Source organism: Ructibacterium gallinarum, from assembly GCF_014982785.1.
GTDB lineage: Bacteria > Bacillota > Clostridia > Monoglobales > Monoglobaceae > Ructibacterium > Ructibacterium gallinarum.
The window spans coordinates 24,119-44,341 of the sequence record NZ_JADCKB010000023.1 but is presented as its reverse complement, the minus strand read 5'-3'; the positions used below and the strand labels follow the sequence as shown (position 1 = coordinate 44,341).

General features: G+C 40.1%; 18 protein-coding genes. 14 read left to right on the top strand and 4 right to left on the bottom strand.

Translation table 11 applies throughout. The features are described from left to right. The 3 genes from INF28_RS10265 to INF28_RS10255 form a co-directional block, all read left to right on the top strand. The coding region (locus tag INF28_RS10265; protein ID WP_226393381.1) for an integrase core domain-containing protein at positions 1 to 182 on the top strand (182 nt) is incomplete at its 5' end. A 55-nt stretch (positions 183 to 237) separates the two neighbouring features. Beyond that, positions 238 to 438 carry a hypothetical protein gene (locus tag INF28_RS10260; RefSeq protein WP_226393380.1) on the top strand — a complete coding sequence of 67 codons (201 nt, stop codon included), beginning with the start codon at positions 238 to 240 and terminating at the stop codon, positions 436 to 438. Positions 439 to 1,067: 629 nt separating this feature from the next. Further along, on the top strand, positions 1,068 to 2,708 hold the full coding sequence (locus INF28_RS10255; protein WP_226393379.1) for a recombinase family protein: 1,641 nt from the start codon (positions 1,068 to 1,070) through the stop codon (positions 2,706 to 2,708). Here the strand turns inward: INF28_RS10255 and INF28_RS10250 are convergent. Further along, entirely contained in the window at positions 2,687 to 2,866 is a 180-nt protein-coding gene (locus INF28_RS10250) for an alpha/beta-type small acid-soluble spore protein (protein WP_226393378.1), read from the bottom strand. The genes INF28_RS10255 and INF28_RS10250 overlap by 22 nt on opposite strands. Positions 2,867 to 3,206: 340 nt before the next feature. On the opposite strand from INF28_RS10250, the gene INF28_RS10245 reads away from it, so the two are divergent. The 3 genes from INF28_RS10245 to thrC all read left to right on the top strand — a co-directional run bounded on the left by INF28_RS10245 (position 3,207) and on the right by thrC (position 7,108). Beyond that, entirely contained in the window at positions 3,207 to 4,550 is a 1,344-nt protein-coding gene (locus INF28_RS10245; RefSeq protein ID WP_226393377.1) for a glucose-6-phosphate isomerase, read from the top strand. Between the two features lie 157 nt (positions 4,551 to 4,707). Then, the gene (locus INF28_RS10240; protein WP_226393376.1) at positions 4,708 to 5,121 is read left to right on the top strand and encodes a hypothetical protein; all 414 of its coding nucleotides are present in this window, start codon (positions 4,708 to 4,710) and stop codon (positions 5,119 to 5,121) included. Between the two features lie 247 nt (positions 5,122 to 5,368). Beyond that, entirely contained in the window at positions 5,369 to 7,108 is a 1,740-nt protein-coding gene (thrC, locus tag INF28_RS10235) for a threonine synthase (RefSeq protein ID WP_318961764.1), read from the top strand. Between the two features lie 75 nt (positions 7,109 to 7,183). On the opposite strand, the gene INF28_RS10230 is transcribed toward thrC, so the two are convergent. Beyond that, the gene (locus tag INF28_RS10230; protein WP_226393375.1) at positions 7,184 to 7,354 is read right to left on the bottom strand and encodes a DUF1540 domain-containing protein; all 171 of its coding nucleotides are present in this window, start codon (positions 7,352 to 7,354) and stop codon (positions 7,184 to 7,186) included. 175 nt (positions 7,355 to 7,529) lie between these two features. On the opposite strand from INF28_RS10230, the gene INF28_RS10225 reads away from it, so the two are divergent. From INF28_RS10225 to INF28_RS10195, 7 genes are all read left to right on the top strand, one after another. Continuing rightward, positions 7,530 to 8,231 carry a metallophosphoesterase gene (locus INF28_RS10225; protein ID WP_226393374.1) on the top strand — a complete coding sequence of 234 codons (702 nt, stop codon included), beginning with the start codon at positions 7,530 to 7,532 and terminating at the stop codon, positions 8,229 to 8,231. A 98-nt stretch (positions 8,232 to 8,329) separates the two neighbouring features. Next, positions 8,330 to 9,607 (top strand): trigger factor, encoded by a 1,278-nt coding sequence (gene tig / locus INF28_RS10220; protein ID WP_226393373.1) that lies wholly within the window; start codon positions 8,330 to 8,332, stop codon positions 9,605 to 9,607. Between the two features lie 214 nt (positions 9,608 to 9,821). Next, positions 9,822 to 10,418, top strand: coding sequence for an ATP-dependent Clp endopeptidase proteolytic subunit ClpP (clpP, locus tag INF28_RS10215; protein ID WP_226393372.1), 597 nt, complete (start codon positions 9,822 to 9,824; stop codon positions 10,416 to 10,418). An 11-nt stretch (positions 10,419 to 10,429) separates the two neighbouring features. Continuing rightward, complete coding sequence (gene clpX / locus INF28_RS10210; RefSeq protein WP_226393371.1) at positions 10,430 to 11,713, top strand: ATP-dependent Clp protease ATP-binding subunit ClpX; 1,284 nt, start codon at positions 10,430 to 10,432, stop codon at positions 11,711 to 11,713. 71 nt (positions 11,714 to 11,784) lie between these two features. Then, the gene (locus tag INF28_RS10205; protein ID WP_226393370.1) at positions 11,785 to 12,774 is read left to right on the top strand and encodes a metal ABC transporter substrate-binding protein; all 990 of its coding nucleotides are present in this window, start codon (positions 11,785 to 11,787) and stop codon (positions 12,772 to 12,774) included. 1 nt (position 12,775) lies between these two features. Then, complete coding sequence (locus tag INF28_RS10200) at positions 12,776 to 13,486, top strand: metal ABC transporter ATP-binding protein (RefSeq protein WP_226393369.1); 711 nt, start codon at positions 12,776 to 12,778, stop codon at positions 13,484 to 13,486. Further along, the gene (locus INF28_RS10195) at positions 13,479 to 14,300 is read left to right on the top strand and encodes a metal ABC transporter permease (protein WP_226393368.1); all 822 of its coding nucleotides are present in this window, start codon (positions 13,479 to 13,481) and stop codon (positions 14,298 to 14,300) included. Before INF28_RS10200 ends, INF28_RS10195 begins: the two co-directional genes overlap by 8 nt. Before the next feature lie 61 nt (positions 14,301 to 14,361). On the opposite strand, the gene INF28_RS10190 is transcribed toward INF28_RS10195, so the two are convergent. Both INF28_RS10190 and ytaF read right to left on the bottom strand, forming a co-directional pair. After that, on the bottom strand, positions 14,362 to 16,347 hold the full coding sequence (locus tag INF28_RS10190) for a fructose-1,6-bisphosphatase (protein ID WP_226393367.1): 1,986 nt from the start codon (positions 16,345 to 16,347) through the stop codon (positions 14,362 to 14,364). A 65-nt stretch (positions 16,348 to 16,412) separates the two neighbouring features. Further along, positions 16,413 to 17,063, bottom strand: coding sequence for a sporulation membrane protein YtaF (gene ytaF / locus INF28_RS10185; protein WP_226393366.1), 651 nt, complete (start codon positions 17,061 to 17,063; stop codon positions 16,413 to 16,415). Positions 17,064 to 17,198: 135 nt separating this feature from the next. Between ytaF and INF28_RS10180 the strand changes: the two genes are divergently transcribed. After that, entirely contained in the window at positions 17,199 to 19,850 is a 2,652-nt protein-coding gene (locus INF28_RS10180) for a calcium-translocating P-type ATPase, PMCA-type (protein WP_226393365.1), read from the top strand. The last annotated feature ends 373 nt before the right edge of the window (positions 19,851 to 20,223 follow it).

Below are 20,223 nucleotides of genomic sequence, written 5' to 3'. Positions count from 1 at the left end.
CTCCAATGGAAAGATATTTCAATACTTTGAAGAATGATTTGATATATCAACATTATTACCATACTGAGCAGGAGCTTTACGCAGCTATAGAAGAATTTGCGTATGTGCATTACAATCATGTACGTCCTCATTCTTATAATAATTACAAAACACCTTTCGAGGCACGCTATGAAGCTGTATAAGTTCTGTGGCAAAATTAGGTTGTTGTGTTACAAAAATGCTTGACCACAACATAATATGGATATGCTTCGGTATAAAACGATACCAAGAACAATAGATAAGTTAGGAAACTGGCATACAAATTTTACAGTGATTTCAATATCCCGTGGAGATATAAACGGTGCGGAAATGGCAGTTTCATTTCTGCGAAAGCAATTTCTAAATTTTGCTGATAATAATGGTTGTAATTTTTATCAGCTTCCATATTTTATAAAATAATATATGTGATCTAATTACCCAAAGTGTATTGCTACAAAAAGCAATACACTTTATATTTTAAATTGTATTTTTTATTTTTGTATAAGTTTATGAGAGCAAAATATTAGCTCGTTTTTGTACTGAAAAGGATTGTAGAGGAAGGAGAATTTATTTTGAATAACATAATTAAAGTTTTCACATGGTATATATTGTAAAAAAAAGGGAATAGTTAAATATATAGTTAAAAAATATTTTGTTACATCCCAAAATATAAGAGCATCAATTTTAGAAACAAATAGAATAACTCAAGGTAGGTTTGTAAAACGTTTTCTAGTTAGTTTATTATATTATCATGAGGTGAGGAATATTAAGCATAAGAAAATGACCAAAGAAATTTGGTTGACGTATTTTAATAATTACTTGTTTGCAAAAAAAATAATTACAGAAGATGAAAGAAATAAAATGGTATTACAAATCAAAAAGGAACTGAGCTCTAAATAATTAAAAAATTACACATAAGAGGTGAATAGTACGCCCGTTTGCTATTTGCCTTTTCTTTTTGCAGGGCAAAAAATTTAATGTAGGTATTGCAAGTTTGTTTGAGATATGATATTATAAATAATAATGATACAACGAAATGAGGGCCTGGTATGGATATTTTTTCAATTAGAGAACAGATGAAAACAAAAGCAGTTTATGATGTATCCATGAGAGTGACATTTTATGCAAGAGTCTCTTCTGAGAAAGATGAGCAGCTAAATTCTTTAGACAATCAAATATCATATTATAAAAATTTTATTAAAAGTAACAAAAATTGGACTTATGTCGAGGGATATATTGATGAGGGAATCTCTGGCATTTCGACAGAAAAGAGAGAGAGCTTTAATTCTATGATTGCTGATGCAAAAGAAAATAAGTTTGATTTCATTATTACAAAAGAAATTTCAAGATTTGCAAGAAACACGCTTGACAGCATAAGATTTACCAGGGATTTGCTGAATATGGGGGTAGGCGTATTATTTCAAAATGACAATATTAATACATTGGATGAAGATAGTGAATTGCGGCTTGCAATTATGTCAAGTATAGCACAAGATGAATTAAGGAAATTGTCATCGAGGGTAAAATTTGGCCATGCACAATCTATTAAAAAATCTGCTGTCTTAGGTAACAGCCGAATTTTTGGATATGAAAAAGATAATAAGAAACTTGTTATCAATGAAGAAGAAGCAAAGATGGTAAGGGAGCTTTATACATTATATGCTACAGATGAATATAGCATGAAACAGATAGAGTCCATTTTTTGGAATAAAGGGTATCGTAATCATAATGGAAATAAAATTGCGCATACAACGATGTCAAATATTATTTCTAATCCCAAATATAAAGGATACTATTGTGGCAATAAGGTAAAGGTTGTTGATATGTTTACCAAAAAGCAGAAGTTTTTGCCGCCGGAAGAATGGGTTATGTTTAAAGATGAAACAGGCAGTATTGTGCCTGCCATTGTATCCGAAGAACTTTGGGATAAAGCGAATGCAATTTTAAAAAGAAGAAGTGATGATGTTAAAAGCAGACAGGGAAAATGCAATCACCCTAATTTGCTGACTGGAAAAATGTATTGTATGCATTGCGGGAAGCCGTATTATCGACGGGAAAGCACGGATAAAACAGGAAATGTCAACAGCAAGTGGATATGCAGCGGAAAAATAAATAACGGGGCAAAATCTTGTCCTTCTTGTGTTATTTATGAAAATGAAATGAAAGAAATATTATTTCAAGTTTTTCAAGAAACCTCCGATGATGCTGATGAATTGATTGAAACTTATATTCATTTATATAAAAAATTAGAAGAAGAGGCTACTGTTACGAAAGAGTTAGCGACATTGGAACATAAAATTGCTGAGATCGATAAAAAGAAGGAGAAACTTCTTGACCATAACTTAAATGGGAGAATAGACGATGAAGACTTTGCAAAGATGATGAAGGACCTGAAAGCTACACAAATTGATTTGAAAGATAGATTGATTGCATTAACAGAACAACAAAATTCAAGAGAAGAGTTTAAAAAACATATTCAAACCATGAGAACTGTCTTAAATCAGGCAAGGCAAGAGGCCAGTCAAAATATGATTACCAAATCATTTGTTGATCAGTACATTGATAAAATCTATGCTACCTTTGAAGATGGTAAAATGAAGCTGGATATTAAAATATTTACAGGGGAAACCATCAGTAAGTATATTGAAAATTTAAGAAGTCGTACGGGTCAAATGAGGTTCACCATTTGACCACCGATTGAACCGGCCTGTCTGGAGGTGAGATCACCATTGTAGCCCTTGTTCAGGGTAACACCGACTTCATTTGCAGCTTCCATCTTGAACTGCTCCATAGCAGCCTTTGCCTGAGGTACTACATAGTTGTTGCTGTTGCTGGTATTGTTAGCCATAATTTTCACTCCTTATAATTCTTAAAAAAATAATTTCTGTTACGTGTTTAGTGTGAAACAAAGGCTGTATAATTATTCAGGAAATTTGAGGTAATTTTATATCTCAATTTTATCAGCTGTTCCACACTAATCATGATGCCCATAAAAATAAAAAATATTTTATGATTTTACATTTGCTTCAAATTAACAGTTTAGGCAAACATTATAAAAGTGTATCAACAAATTAACACACGAATGAGAAATTTTGAATATTTGACATTTTCTGCTTGCGCTGGTCAATTAGTTGTGGTACACTAAAAATGAAAATGATTTACGTACTTATCATAAAGGAGTGGTCAATATGTCTCAGAATATAACCTTTCAGTACCAAAGAGCTTTGAGTTTTTTCCGTCAGGAAGAATTGGAATATTTAACGGAGCAAATTAAGACTGCACATCGCGCATTGCACGATCAAACAGGTGCCGGAAACGATTTTTTGGGCTGGGTGGATCTTCCTGTTAATTATGACAAAGAGGAATTTGCAAGAATTAAATTGGCAGCGGAAAAAATTAGAAAAGATTCCGATGTTTTGGTGGTGATTGGCATCGGTGGCTCTTATCTGGGTGCAAAAGCAGCCATTGATTTTTTGACTGGACCGTTTTATAATTATGGAAGCAAACCACAGATTTTGTTTGCCGGTAATAATATTAGTCCCAATTATCTGAATTCGATTCTTGATTGCTTGGAAGGCAAAGAGGTTTCGTTGAATATTATTTCTAAATCTGGAACCACAACGGAGCCTGCCATTGCTTTTCGTATTTTGAAAAAATATTTGGAAGACAAATACGGTAAAGAGGAGGCTCGCCGGCGAATCTATGCTACTACGGACAAGGCGCGGGGCGCTTTGAAAAATTTGGCTGACGAAGAAGGTTATGAAACTTTTGTTGTTCCTGACGATGTCGGGGGTCGATATTCAGTGTTGACTGCGGTAGGGCTTCTTCCTATTGCTGTTTGCGGTGCGAACATTGACCAAATAATGCAGGGTGCTGCGGATGCAAGAGAGATGTATGCCTGTGAAGAGCTTGCCCAGAATCCTTGTTACCAATATGCGGCTGTTAGAAATATTCTTCACCGGAAAGGGCGTAATATTGAAATGCTGGTAAATTATGAGCCGGAATTACAATATTTTACGGAGTGGTGGAAACAGCTTTATGGTGAGAGTGAAGGAAAGGATCAAAAAGGAATTTTCCCGGCAGGCGCAAGTTTTTCAACCGACCTGCATTCTATGGGACAGTATATTCAAGATGGGCTCCGTTTGATGTTTGAGACTGTGCTGTATGTAGAAAATCCGAAACGTGATATTATTATTGAAGAAGATCCAGATAATATTGATGGATTGAATTTCCTAGCTGGAAAGACCATGGATTTTGTGAATAAAAAGGCTTTTGAAGGTACCTCGCTTGCGCATACTGACGGTGGAGTTCCCAATTTGATTCTTTGCCTTAAGGCGCTGGATGAATATACTTTTGGACAGTTGGTTTATTTCTTTGAAAAAGCGTGTGGTATCAGCGGCTATCTTTTGGGAGTAAATCCTTTTGATCAGCCGGGCGTGGAGAGTTATAAGAAAAATATGTTTGCTTTGCTTGGAAAACCTGGATACGAAGACATGAAAGAGACACTGGAAAGCCGTTTGCAGAACCTTTAAGTTGTGGGCTGATGGATAAAAAGGAATAGGAACATATAACATGTAAATTTTTTATTAAAAAATGCAATTTACGCAAAAAAACTATTGTGTATGAGAATGATTTATGTTATGATAATCATACGATAAAAATTTCACTCAGGAAAGGTGGATGATCATCATGATTAAGATTCATATTGGATTAAAGGGCAGCGGAAAAACGCCTAAGCTGATCCAGGCTGTAAATGCTGCAATTGAAGTTGAGAAGGGGAATGTTGTATGCATTACGGAAGGAAATCGGCTTATGCACGATATTAGCCATAAAGCCAGAATGGTAAACACCGAAAGTTTTGACATTCGGAATATGGATATGTTTGAAGGTTTCCTTTGCGGAATCATTGCTCAGGATTATGATGTGACTCATATTTTTATAGATAGTATTTTCAAAAGTGTTCCTTCTGCAACTATGGCGGATTTGGAAAGCTTTGTTGAGAAATTGGAAAACCTTGAAGAGCAGTTCCATGTTTCTTTTACCATGATGGTCAGTGCAGAAGAAAGCGAAGCCGGAACCAATCTGAAAAAATATATTGCTTAATTATTTTTAAGACGCCGAATCTATGTTATATAGATTCGGTGTTTTTTTAGGGTTATTGTAGTATTATGTAATTTTATAGGTTTTTCATAAGTTTTTTTATTTTTTTTGCAGTATGATTTTATAAAAACCGTATTGACTAAACAGCGTTTTTATGGTAGGGTAAAATGGTATACGGTAAGATACTGCCGTATGGGTATCCATCTTATGTGGAAGAATTTACGGAAATTTATAAAAGTTGGTGATTTGAATGATGTATTATAGAAGTACACGCAATGCTGGGTTGAAAATGAAATCGGCAGAAGCAATTAAAAAAGGCCTTTCGGAAGAAGGCGGACTGTTTGTCCCCTGCGAAATTCCTGTTCTGACAGACACGGAATGGAAAAAAATGATAGATATGCCGTATATAGAACGTGCAAACTTAATTCTGAGAAAATATTTGACGGATTTTACTGCAAAGGAAATTGCGGCCTGCACTGAGGCGGCTTACGGCGGGAATAAATTTAGCAGTGATAAAGTAGCGCCAGTGGTGAAATTGAACAATAACCAGTATATTTTAGAACTGTGGCATGGCCCTACCTGTGCGTTTAAGGATATGGCGCTGCAGATTCTACCGCACTTTATGACTGCGGCGATGAAGAAAACCGGTGAGGATAAAACGGTTGTGATTTTGGTAGCTACCTCAGGGGATACTGGAAAAGCGGCGTTGGAAGGTTTTAAGGATGTTGCCGGAACTCGCATCATTGTATTCTATCCCGGCGAGGGTGTCAGTGATATGCAGAAGCTTCAGATGATGACGCAGGAAGGTGCCAACGTTTTTGTTTCTGGCATTTATGGAAATTTTGACGATGCCCAAAGCGGAGTAAAAGCAATTTTTACCAACGAAGCGGAAAATGCTGAATTGGAAAAAGCAGGATATATTTTGTCTTCAGCCAATTCGATCAATTGGGGACGCTTGGTTCCTCAGATTGTTTATTATATTTCTGCATATTGCGATATGGTGCACAGCGGAGAACTGACTATGGGCGAGAAAATCAATGTTTGTGTTCCCACTGGAAACTTTGGTAATATTTTGGCGGCATATTATGCCCGGAAAATGGGGCTGCCGGTTCACAAATTGATTTGTGCGTCTAACCAGAACAATGTATTGACCGATTTTATCCATACGGGTGAGTATAACCGCAATCGGGATTTTTATGCCAGTGTATCTCCGTCTATGGATATTTTGATTTCCAGCAATTTGGAGCGTTTGCTGTTTGATATCAGCGGTTGTGATGATAAACGGATTACTACGCTGATGAATAAGTTGAACAAATCTGGAAGTTATCAGTTGCCGAAGACGCTGCACAAGAAGGTGACTGACTTGTTCTGGGGCGGTTTCTGCGATGATTATTTTACTAAGGTACGGATATGGAAAACCTTTACCGAAACAGGGTATACTTTAGATACCCATACTGCGGTAGCGGTAGATGTGTATGAGCAGTATGTAAACGAAACCGGGGATTATACCAAAACATTGATTGCTTCTACGGCCAGTCCATATAAATTTAACCGTGTGGTTCTTTCGGCTCTTGGCGAGGATTCAGACGAAGATGATTTGACTTTGACAGAACGGCTTAGGGATAAATGCCATATGGAGATTCCGGCTTCGTTAAGTGCTCTTCGTGGAAAGGAACGACGCTTTACCACGGTGGCAGCAAAAGAGGATATGTATTCGGTGATTCGAGATTTTTTACAGGTTGAGGAGCAATTGGCTTCTGTTGAGAAAAAAGAGGCAGAAAATAAGGGTAAGGTTCAAAAAGAATCGGTGAAAAAAGGGGTTTCAGCAGCAAAATCTACGGGGAAAAAAGAGGCCGCAAGCAAAGCCGAAGAAATGGTGATAGGAAAATCTGCGGTTGCGAAAGCGGAAAAAAAGCCAGTTCGCCGTCAGACGGTAGGCGCGCAGGCCGAGACAAAACCGATGGCTGAGAAAAAAGATATCAACAAATAATCTGTAAGAATAAAAATCAGCCTACAGACATTTGTCTGTAGGCTGATTCCTGCCAAAGAGCATGAAACAATAATGTTATTTGCAGGGCTTAAAGGTGATGCATTCCGTATCACAGGAGCTGCAGCATGCCTTTTCAGAGCCTACTTTAATGCTTTCCGCGGTGCATTTATCTCCGTCTGTGTGGTATGCGCACTGCTGAACGCTGCAGCAGATGCCAGGAATTGTTTTGGTATTGTTTTCCATCATAATAAGCCTCCGTTTCTTGCCGCACTGCGGCAAATGATTTTTGCTTTTGTGCGAAAATATTGTTATGCGATTCAAATGTTTGATTTGTAATCACGAATTTAGTATGCCATATTGGTGCAGAAATATTACAGAAGTTAATTACTTTTAAACCTTTAAGAATAAAAGGATGAAAAAAATGGCAATTCTTGCGATATCGGATTTGCATCTGTCACTTAGCACAGATAAGCCTATGGAGGTTTTTGGCAGTCAGTGGGAGAATTATACCTTTCGTATGCGTGAAAACTGGAACCAAGTTGTGCAGCCGGAGGATTTAGTGTTGATTCCCGGTGATATTTCATGGGCTATGTATTTACAGGAAACTGCGGCGGATCTTGCTTATATTCACAGTCTGAACGGCCAGAAAATTCTTCTAAGAGGCAATCATGACTACTGGTGGACTACATTAAACAAAATGGAGAATTTTGTTCAGGAAAAAGGATTTGATACGCTGCATTTTATTAAAAATACTGCTTTTCTTTGGGAAGATACAGCGATCTGCGGAACGAGAGGCTGGACCATTCCAAAAGGAGGGGCTTCGGCAGAAGACCGAAAAATTTACGAAAGAGAACGCCAGAGAATTTTACTTTCTTTGGAAGATGCCCGGCGGCAACATCCGCGGCGTATCTTGGTTGCGCTTCATTATCCGCCAATGGAAAAAGATGCACTTCTTCCGGGCTTTATGGATATTCTACAGGAATATGGTGTATCGCAATGTGTGTTCGGACATTTGCATGCTGCCGCACACAAATTTGCTCCTCAAGGAATCGTTGACGGTGTTCGGTTACGTCTTGTTTCCTGCGATTACCTCAATTTTACGCCGGTTTTAATACAAAATTAAAATATGTGGACGAAATCCGACAAAAAAACTTGCATTTTCAAAAATTTATGATATAATTTTAAAGTATATTCTTATTGAAGTAGAGAGGAATGTTGTGGATGAGTACTGTAGAAAAAATTGAAAAGAACGTTGTGCGTTTTACTTTTTCTGTTCCAGCGGAAGATTTCGAAAAAGCAATTGAGAAAGCCTATCGTAAAAATGTAGGGAAAATTAGTATTCAGGGCTTTCGAAAGGGAAAAGCACCTCGTTCTATTATTGAGAGATATTACGGAAAAGAAATTTTTTATGAAGATGCAATAAACATTGTACTTCCTGATGCATATGATAAAGCGATAGAAGAAAATAAACTGCAGCCGGTAGACCAGCCGGAAATTGACTTAGAAGGTGAAATTCAAAAGGAAAATGGTGTGACCTTTGTTGCGAAGGTAACTGTTAAACCGGAGGTTGAGTTGAAAGAGTATAAGGGCATTGAGGCCTCCAAAGTGACACATCGTACACTAAAAAAGGATGTAGATGCTGAAATCGAAAAGCTGAGAGAGAGAAACTCCAGAATGGTTACTATAGAGGATCGCCCTGTACAAAAGGATGATATTGCCAATATTGATTTTGAAGGTTTTACTGATGGTAAGGCGTTTGAAGGTGGTAAGGGAGAAAACTTTGATCTTACCATTGGATCCGGGCAGTTTATTCCTGGTTTTGAAGACCAACTGATTGGTGCAAACATCGGAGATGAATTGGAGATCAATGTGAAATTCCCGGATGAATACCATGCAGAAGAGCTTAAGGGTAAGGATGCTGTATTTAAAGTGAAAATTAATGGTATCAAAGTGAAGGAACTTCCGGAGTTGGATGATGAATTTGCAAAAGATGTCAGCGAATTTGATACTTTAGCAGAACTGCAGAAGAACACAAAGGAAAAATTAGCAGCTGCCAACAAAGAACGGTCACAGCATGAAACCGAGGAAAATGTCATTAAAGCAGTTTGTGATGCGGCAGAAATTGATATTCCGGATGTAATGATTGAAAATCAGATTCAGAACATGATTCGTGATTTTGATATGCAGATGCGTTATCAGGGAATGGATCTGAATCAGTATATGCAGTATACAGGTACTACCATGGATATGCTGAAAGATCAATTCCGGGAAGAAGCCGGAAAGCGTGTAAAAACATCTCTTGTTCTGGAAAAAGTATGTGAACTCGAAAACATTGATGCAACTGCGGAAGAGATTGAAAAAGAATATAATAAAACTGCTGAGAGCAACGGCATGAAACTGGAAGATGTGAAGAAATACATCTCAGAAGATAATATCAAGGAGCGTATCAAGGGAGATAAGACTGTAAAATTCCTTGTGGATCATGCTAATTTTAAATAAACGGACAGATAGGCAGTGTTAAGGGAAAATCGGTTTTTCCTTTTATAGGTATACTTTAAGGTTGATTTGGATATATTATCCAAGTCAACCTTATTGTAAATAAAACGGCTGGAAGGAAGACAGCCGGTTCATTTTGGCGGCTCCGCGCTATGCCCGCAGCCAAACGGAGTGTATTCCGCCTTTACTTAGCGGGAAGAAAGGTATGTGAATGGTTATGGATCAGTTTAGAAGTAGTTTAATTCCTTACGTCATTGAACAGACAGGACGCGGCGAACGTTCTTATGATATTTTTTCCAGATTGTTAAAGGATCGAATTATTTTTCTTTCCGATGAGGTCAATGATGTAACCGCAAGCCTTGTGGTTGCTCAGCTGTTGTTTCTTGACAGCGAGGATCCTGACAAGGATATTAATTTGTACATCAACAGTCCCGGTGGTTCGGTAACGGCGGGTATGGCAATTTATGACACCATGCAGTATACTAAGGCAGATGTTTCTACCATTTGTGTTGGTATGGCGGCATCTATGGGCGCATTTTTGCTTTCGTCCGGTGCTAAGGGAAAGCGGTTTGCCCTGCCTAACAGTGAAATTATGATTCACCAGCCTTTAGGTGGTACGCAGGGACAGACTACGGACATGAAAATTCATGTAGAGCGTATGCTGAAGATTAAGGAAAATCTTAATAAGATCTTAAGTGAAAATACCGGAAAACCGCTTGAGGTAATTCAGGCGGATACCGAACGGGATAATTTTATGAGCGCCGAGGAAGCTGTCAAGTATGGTTTAATTGACAAAATTGTGACCAAGAGATAGGGGAGAAGTTTATGCCGAATAAAATGGATGATAAAAATATCTGCCGCTGTTCTTTTTGCGGTAAAACAGAAGAGCAGGTGAAGCGGCTGATAGAAGGGCCTAATGTCTATATCTGCAACGAATGTGTCGCACTTTGTGTGGAGTTGTTCCATGACGATTTTGAAACAGCAAATACCGAAATATCGATGAATGACGTGCCTAAGCCCAAGGAAATCCATGAATTTCTTGATGAATATATTGTCGGTCAGGAAACGGCGAAAAAGGCTTTGTCTGTAGCTATTTACAACCATTATAAGCGGATTCAGAGCAATGCGGTTTATCAGGATGTAGAACTTCAGAAAAGCAATATTCTGATGATCGGCCCTACTGGATGCGGTAAAACTTTTCTTGCACAGACGCTGGCCAAAAAGTTGAATGTTCCGTTTGTGATTGCTGATGCAACATCTTTGACCGAGGCGGGTTATGTGGGAGAAGATGTAGAAAATATTTTGCTGAAATTGATTCAGGCTGCCAATTATGATATTGAGCTGGCGCAGAAGGGTATTATTTATATTGATGAAGTGGATAAAATATCCCGAAAATCAGAAAATCCCTCCATTACCCGGGATGTTAGCGGCGAGGGTGTACAGCAAACTCTGCTTAAAATACTGGAAGGTACTGTGGCTTCTGTACCGCCGAATGGCGGAAGAAAACATCCGCATCAGGAATTCATTCAGATTGACACTACCAATATATTATTTATCTGCGGCGGTGCTTTTGAAGGGATTGACAAAATTATTGAAAGTCGTGTCAGTAGTAAAACGCTTGGATTTGGGGCAAAGGTGGAGAGTAAAAAAGAGAAAAACCGCGGTGAGATCCTGCAAAAGCTTCAGCCTGAAGATTTGCTGAAATACGGATTGATCCCGGAATTGATTGGCCGTCTGCCGATTATTACTACTTTGGATTCTCTGAATGAGGAAGCGCTTAAGGCCATTTTGCGAGAACCCAAAAACGCGCTTTTGAAACAGTATGCGGCGTTGTTTGATATGGATGGTGTAAAGCTGGAATTTGAGGATCCGGCGGTTTCCGCCATTGCGAAACTTGCTGTAGAACGGGAAACCGGCGCAAGAGGCCTTCGTACGATTGTAGAAGACATTATGCTGGATATCATGTATGAGATTCCATCAGATCCTACTATTGAAAAGGTGGTTATCACCGAAGGCTGTGTTACCAAGCGTACTAGGCCGCATATTGTGTACCGCGGGACAAAGCAATCCGATACAACTGAAATGGTGCCGGAAAAGAATGCCGGCTGATAAAAAGCTGCCGCTGTTCCGCGCTGCGGGGACTGCGGCAGCTTTTTATGATGAAGAAAAAGGAGGCTGTTATGATACAAAGAAACGTGAGGTTTATCTGTTTGTTTGTTCTGTTGGGATTTTCTTTGCTCTTTTCCGGTTGTGTACAAAACGATGTTTCTGATGCGGTCCAAACGCCGGACAAGCCTCTTACAGTAGTGACGACAATTTTTCCGCCTTATGATTTTGCGAGGCAAATCAGCGGAGGTGCAGCGCAGGTTTCCATGCTGCTTAAACCAGGAATGGAAAGCCATTCCTATGAGCCTTCGCCGGCAGATATTATCTCCATTGAATCTTGTGATTTGTTTATTTATAACGGTGGCGAGTCAGATACCTGGATTGATGACTTGCTTGGTACTTTAGACACTTCTGGTTTCACTGTGATAAAAATGATGGATTGCGTGGAGACTTTGGAAGAACAGACAGTAGAGGGAATGCAAGGCACGCATGATCATGAGGGCGATGAGGAACAGGATCACGAAGGTGAAACGGCGGAATATGATGAGCACGTTTGGACAGCACCGGAAAATGCGGTGAAAATTACGCAGGTGATTGCAGAACAGATGATGCGACTAGATCCTGAAAATCGCAGCCTGTATGAAGAAAATATGAAAACCTATGTAAGCAAACTCCAAAACCTGGATGCACTTTTTAGAGAGATTACGCAAAATGCGAAACGCCGGATTTTATTGTTTGGTGATCGTTTTCCATTTCGTTATTTTGCAGAGGCATATGATTTGGACTACCGTGCGGCATTTCCCGGATGCAGTGCGGAATCGGAGCCGGGAGCCAAAACAGTGGCATATTTGATTGACAAAGTGCGTGAGGAAAATGCGCCGAATATATTTTATGTTGAGTTTAGTAATCAAAAAATTGCTCGGGCTATCCAGGAGGAAACCGGCGCGGTTCCGTTGCTGTTTCATTCCTGTCATAATCTTTCCAAAGATGAAATGGAGCAAGGATTAACATACTTGGATTTAATGCAGAAAAATGCAGCAAATTTGAAGGAGGCGCTGAACTAGAATGGCGATCATAGAATGTAAAAACGTTACTTTAGGGTATGATGGTTTGGTGGCCGTTTCCGACCTGAATTTTTCGGTGGAAGAACAGGATTATTTCTGCATTATTGGGGATAACGGTACCGGAAAAAGTACACTTCTTAAGGCTTTGCTTGGATTAAAGCGTGTTTCCTCCGGCAGCATTGTGCTGGGGGATGGTTTAAGGAGAAATCAAATTGGTTATTTAGCCCAGCAGACAGAGGTACAAAAGGAATTTCCAGCCTCTGTGCGGGAGGTTATTCTTTCTGGATGCATGAATAAGCGCGGGCTGCGCCCGTTTTATTCGGCGGCTGATAAAAAAAGGGTGGAAGCAGCAATGGAAACCCTTTCGATTAGCCGATTAAAGGGAAAATGTTATAAAGAACTTTCTGGCGGTCAGCAGCAGCGGGTATTGTTGGCGAGAGCGCTTTGCGCAGCAGAACGGTTGCTGGTCCTGGACGAGCCTACCACCGGCTTGGATCCGCAAATGACAACAGAGTTCTTCTCTTTTATACGCCAAATGAATGCGGAGCAGGGAATTGCAGTAATTATGGTGACACATGATACTCACTGTGCAGTGAAATATTCTAAGCATATTCTTCATCTCTTAGAAAATGATGCTTTTTTCGGCACCACAGAGGAATATATAGACAGTGAATTAGGTAAAAAATACATAGGAGGGCACCGCCATGATTAATACAATTTTGCAAATGTTTTCCTATACCTTTATTTTGCGGGCTGTTGTAGTTGGCGGACTGGTGGCCTTGTGCGCTTCCCTTCTGGGTGTCAGTCTGGTACTGAAGCGTTATGCTATGATTGGTGACGGCCTATCTCATGTTGGCTTTGGGGCATTGGCAGTTGCTACTGCCATGAATTGGGCGCCGCTTGAGGTAACCATACCGGTGGTGGTAGCTGCGGCCTTTTTGCTTCTGCGCTTGAGTGACAATAGCAAAATCAAAGGAGATTCTGCCATTGCAATGATTGCAACGGGATCTCTGGCGTTGGGGATTATGATTGCTTCCAAGTCTACTGGTATGAATACGGATATTTATAATTACCTTTTCGGAAGCATTTTAGCCATGAGCAGAAGTGATGTTCTATTAAGTTTGGTGCTTTCTGCCGCAGTGTTGATTTTATTTGTATTATTTTATAATAAAATTTTTGCTGTTACCTTTGATGAAAGTTTTGCTAAGGCAACAGGAACCAAGGCGGAAATTTATAATATGCTTCTGGCTTTGCTGACGGCGGTGACCATAGTTCTTGGAATGCGTATGATGGGGGCGCTTCTGATTTCCAGCCTGATCATTTTTCCGGCACTGACTTCTATGCGGCTGTGCAAGAGCTTTCGAAGCGTGACCATATGTTCTGCTGTAATTTCTGTTTTTTGTGTACTGATGGGAATTGCCCTTTCTTTTGTTTATTCCACACCTACTGGCGCAAGTATTGTTACGGTCAATATTGGTGTTTTTATTCTTTTTTCCATTATGGCATTGGTTAAAAAATTGCGATAAACAAAAACACCGTATAGCATTCACAGCTATGCGGTGTTTTTTGATCCAAACATAAATTGAATTAAAGCCGCTGGCTTAAGATCCCTTCTCGATAGGCTGCCAGCAAAAGTTCTAAATCATGAATTTGTTCTTTTAACTCCATGCCGGCATCCGTGTCACCAATTAAAATCCTCTCTCCTGTAGTCTCTAAAACAGTGATATTGGAATGAATATCGATTTCTTCTATAATTGCTTTCTGGCGGGATTCAAAGGGCTCGTGAGAGGCTAGAATCAATCCGTGTGAATTATATAGCAAGGTATAGCCGGCAATCCCAGTTCGCGGCTGATAGCCCTTAGACAATCCTCCGTCAATTACCAAAAGTTTTCCTTCGGCTTTGATAGGGCTTTGCCCTTTTTTTATTTCTACTGGTACGTGCCCGTTGATAATATGAGAGGTTTCTGGATCCAGATGAAATTCTTGAAGAATTTTTATACAAGTTTCTTTTTTTTCAATGCAGGCGTAATATGCGTTTTTAGTTTCTGTCTGAACGTCTTTATTTGCTACAAAATACTGTTCAAACGTTGCGGCTTTGTTTTTTCCAAATAACGGCGATTGAGGACCGCACCACAGGTACCACATAAAGTCAATCCCGGTTTGTTGCTGGGGTGTGTCTGCGGAAAATCCTTGCCGTACCAGACGTTCTGCTGCATCCAAATACCGTTTGCCTTTTAGATGCGTGTTTTCCAGTATGACTGTGGCAAAGTTTCCATTTCTTGTCATAGGAATACAGCCGTGAAACATTAGGTTAGAGTTATATCTGTTGTAAATGGAACCTTTGTCGTGCAAAAATTGAACATGTTGTTTCAGCCGCTGGCTGTGCATAAAAGCAGTTTTCAGCCGCTCTACTACTTCTGCTTCTTCGGCCGAAAGACTGTAAGGCGCTGTAAAATCTATCGTAGGAAAGGTTGTATCCGTCAAAGGGTAGTTTTTCCCTTCGATATTGACCGTGCCGCTTTTGGGGTCAATTTTGTCTAACAAAAGACGGTTTTGCATTTTGTATTCAGGATGCCGCAGGATCATTTGGCCTTCCAGTTTAAATTGAATTACAGTAATGGCTTTATGTATCTTTGCAATCAGTTTTTCATCTCTTTTACTGTATTTGGTCATATCAATGTGCTTGGGAATAAAAACGGAACATGGATCGTTGCCATAAGCCTGCATAGCAAATACTGCTAGAGGACGAAGATTAATGCCATATGCTTCTTCGATGGTATCCATATTATCATATCGGGCGCTGTTCCGGATGACGTTGGCAATGCAGCAGGTGTTTCCCCGGGCGGCACCCATCCATACAATATCATGATTACCCCATTGGATATCAATGGAATGGTATTGCATAAGGGTATCCATAATAATTGCCGCACCTGGACCCCGATCGTAGATATCCCCAATGATATGAAGCCTTGCAATCGATAGCCGTTGAATTAAGTGGGACATGGCGGTAATAAATGCGTCTGCCTGCCCAATCCGAATAATGGTATGAATGATTTCCCGGTAATAGCGGTCCTTGCTGCGGGCATCATCCTGTGCGTGAAGAAGTTCATCAATAATATATCCAAAGCCCTTGGGCAGTGATTGGCGTACTGCTTCCCGGGTGTATTTGGACGCACTGACCTTGCATACCTCAATGAGATGATATAGGGTCAAATGATACCATTCGTTCATATTTGAGGTAGTCTCTTTGACCAGAGCCAGCTTTTCCTCAGGATAATAGATCAGCGTGGCCAGCGTTTTTCGCTCTGCTTCTGTCAGCGTATTGGAAAAAACATTATCAATTTTACTTTTGATTACGCCAGACGCATTTTTGAGGATATGAGTAAAAGACTCGTATTCTCCGTGAATATCGCTTAAAAAATGCTCTGTTCCTTTGGGAAGATTCAGCTGTGCCTGAAGATTGATAATTTCTTCTGAAGCGCTGTTGATATTGGGATATCGGTGGCGCAAAAGACGAAGATAGCGTATGTCATTATCATAACCGTAAGTTTTTTTAAATTCCGCAAATTCCATATGTAATCACTCCCGTCCGAAGTCAAATACCGTTTTTCTGCGGTAATACAGGTTTGCCATAAATATTATATACTATATAGCCGCATAATTGCAAGCCCTATCATTACAATTCCGGGAATAAATGCCAAAATGGTTTCGCGAAACTTGATTCGTTGGTTCAAATACCGCCCGCAAAAAGTACCAATTGTAATTAGAAAAAATTGGAAAATGCAAATAAAAAGCGGAAAAAGCAGGATGGAACCATCTGCCATACCATAGCCAATTCCGGCACCCAGAGAATCCAGGGAAAGAGCAAGTGCGATGCAGAAGGACTCTTTTAAGTCAATGGTTTTAGAATGATCCAGATCACCTGTTGACGGATGTCGGACAATGGTAACTGTAAGCCCCAGAAAATCGATTACAAACCGATATTGGCTTTGCTTTTTTTCTACTTTTTTTGCCGGTGTCGGATGATAAAGTTCATGGATAGAGGTTAAGATAGTATACAATCCAAGACCGGCCAAAAGGATAATGCCGATCATGCTTCCGGCTACAGGCGGGAGCACGGCATAAAGAAATTTTCCAAGACTGGCGGCTATAAGGGCAAAAAAAGCGGATAAAATACTCATTAAAATTTTAGAAGGAAGAGGAATATGGATGGCGCGCAGGCCATATGCAAATCCAACTCCCAGCGCGTCCAGACAAAGGGATAGCGCAATTAGCAGCAATGACAGCATATTGCTGTTTCACCTCCTTGTTTTACAGGCAGAAGCCTTCTTTTATATTTTATGATATAGATCGGTTACGGTGCGGAATAAAACGGATCTTGTCCGCATAAGTTTAAGAAGAGAAACGAAAGCGGAGGTATAGCTATGAAAGATTTTCAGGGACTGACACGGCAGGAAGCAGAGGATTCTGCACGCCGGTATGGAAAAAATGATTTGACAGCAAAAAAACGAAAAACCTTTTGGCAAACCTATTGGAGTAAGTTTGATGATCCTATTATTCTGATTTTGCTGGTTGCGTTGGGAATTAATATTATTTTTACTTTTTTTGGACGTGTGGACTGGCATGAATGTGCTGGGATTTTTTTATCCGTTTTAATTGCCACTTTTGTCAGCTCGCTTTCTGAATTCAGTAATGAAAATACTTTTCAGAAGCTGCAGGAGGAAGCGGCGCGGATTTTATGCAAGGTATACCGTGACGGTAGACTGCAAGAAATTCCTATTTCGGAAATTGTAACCGGTGATATGGTACTTTTGCAGACCGGCGATATGATACCAGCAGATGGACGTGTGATCAGCGGGCATATTATGGCAGATCAGTCGCCGCTGAACGGAGAAAGTAAGGAAATTGCTAAAATAGCCCCGGAAGGCCGGAAACCGGAAAAATCTAAATTGGTAGATTTTTGGAATTCCTACAGCGTATATAGGGGCAGTGTGGTATGTTCTGGAGAATGTGTTATGGAAACGGACGCGGTGGGAGATGCTACAGTATATGGAAGATTGACACATGAAGCGCAGGAGGAAACAAGAGAAAGCCCACTGGCAATCAAGCTTGGGCGGCTTGCTAAAAGCATTAGCAGGTTTGGATATATCAGCGCCATCTTTTTAATGCTGATTAGTTTTTTCCAGAACGCGGTTTTGGATCAGGGGTTTCAGATGCAAAATATTTTGGCATATTTTGCAGATACCGGGCAGGTGGCCTCTGATTTAATCAGTTCTTTGATTATGGGAATCATTGTCATTGTAGTAGCAGTGCCGGAGGGGCTTCCACTGATGATTGCAATCGTATGCTCTTTGAATATGAAAAAAATGCTTTTATCCAAGGTATTGGTCCGCAAGTTAATTGGAATTGAGACTGCGGGGAGTATTAATATTCTATTTTCGGATAAGACCGGAACAATCACGCGAGGAGAGCTGGAAACCATTCGGTTTTTAGACGGAGCCGGAAATACATATGAAAAATTTTCCGCCGTACCTGCAGTATTAAAACAGATGCTGGGAGTTTCCGTTCTTGCAAATTCTGCTGCACGTTTTTCTGGAAACAATATTATTGGTGGCAATGGCACAGAAAAAGCTTTGTTGGCTTTTATAGGCCCCCGGGCAGTACATATGGACGGAATTGATGTCATGATGGATATTCCGTTTAGTTCGGTGAATAAATTTTCAGCCGCCCAGATCAGCGGATGGGATTATCCGGTGCTGGTAAAGGGAGCGCCGGAAAAAATTTTGCCTCGATGTAAAAAATGTTTTGATGGTGCAGGCAATCAAGTTTCATTTTCTTCTGCTTATAGACTGGAAAGGGAAATGGATGCTTTGGCTGCCGGCGCGGTTCGGCTTTTGGCAATTGCGGTCAGTGAAAGTCCTCTGCAAGGAGATGCGCTTCCGGAAGAGTTGATTTTGATTGGCGTTGCCGCTATCCGGGATGAGATCCGCCCGGAGGCACGACGGGCAATTGAAGAGGTAGGACGTGCAGGAATACAAACGGTTATGATTACTGGTGACCGGAAAGAAACAGCGGCGGCGATTGCCAAAGATGCAGGATTGCTTGAAGATGAAGGGGCTATCATTTTGACTTCCCAGGAATTAAATGAATTAACGGACGAGGAAATAAAAAAGATATTGCCAAATATTCGTGTCATTGCCAGAGCGCTGCCTACTGATAAAAGCCGGCTGGTGCGCATTGCCCAAGAAATGGGTATGGTAGCCGGAATGACTGGGGATGGCGTCAATGATGCGCCAGCCCTAAAGCGTGCAGATGTTGGTTTTGCAATGGGAAGCGGCTCTGATGTGGCAAAAGAAGCGGGCGATATTGTGATTCTTGATAACAATTTTTTTTCCATCCGAAATGCAGTGCTGTATGGAAGAACCATTTACAAAAGTATAAAAAAATTCATTCAGTTTCAGCTTACCATCAATGTTGCTGCAGTGACCATTTCGATTCTCGGCCCTATTGTGGGGGTGGAAAAGCCGTTGGATATATCCCAGATGATATGGACCAATCTGATGATTGACAGCCTGGCAGCCATTGCGTTTGGGGGAGAGCCTGCGCTTCGTTCTTATTTGTTGGAAAAGCCGAAGCGGCGCGATGAGGATATTTTGGACCGGGAAATGTGGAGCAGTGTTATATGGAATGGTTTGTATATTTGTGCATTGAGCCTGGTTATTTTTATTTCACCTTGGATTCATGGCTTTTTCCGTCCGGCCCCAAATGATATTTATTTTTACACCGGATATTTTACTTTTTTCATATTTATTTGTATTTTTAATGCGTTTAATGCGCGGACGGAAAGCATTGACCTGATGGAAAAGCTGTCACTAAACAAGCAGTTTATCACTGTTATGGGCGGCATTGGTTTGACCCAGATTTTTATGACTTATTATGGCGGCGCCATATTGCGTACAGCTGGGCTTACGATTACGGAATGGATTTTAGTAATCGCCTTGGCACTTACTATTATTCCAGTGGATTTGTTACGAAAAATTTTGATAAAACGCCGTTTTTCAGAAAAAGATGTATAAAGTAAAAAGCTTTCGGTAATTTTGCCGAAAGCTTCAGCGTGTCGATAAAGTATCGACACGCTGACAGATGTTGAAAAAGGAAGTTATATTTTTCGTAATCGCTTTCGTCGGCGTACAAAGGTACGGCAGAGAGCGATTGCGGAAAAAGCAAGTAATGACGCCGGTTTCTCGATGAATCAGGCGTCATTTTTTTGTCAAAGTATAAGTTTTGATGAAAAAGAAGGGTATATTATTTTTCATTACGCTTGCGGTATAACGACTTTTTCGACAGTCTGAAGCTTTCGGTAATTTTGCCGAAAGCTTTTTTATATCATTTTTTTCTTAATTTACTAAAAATTTTTGCTTATGAAAAGTTTGAAGCTGCAAACATTAA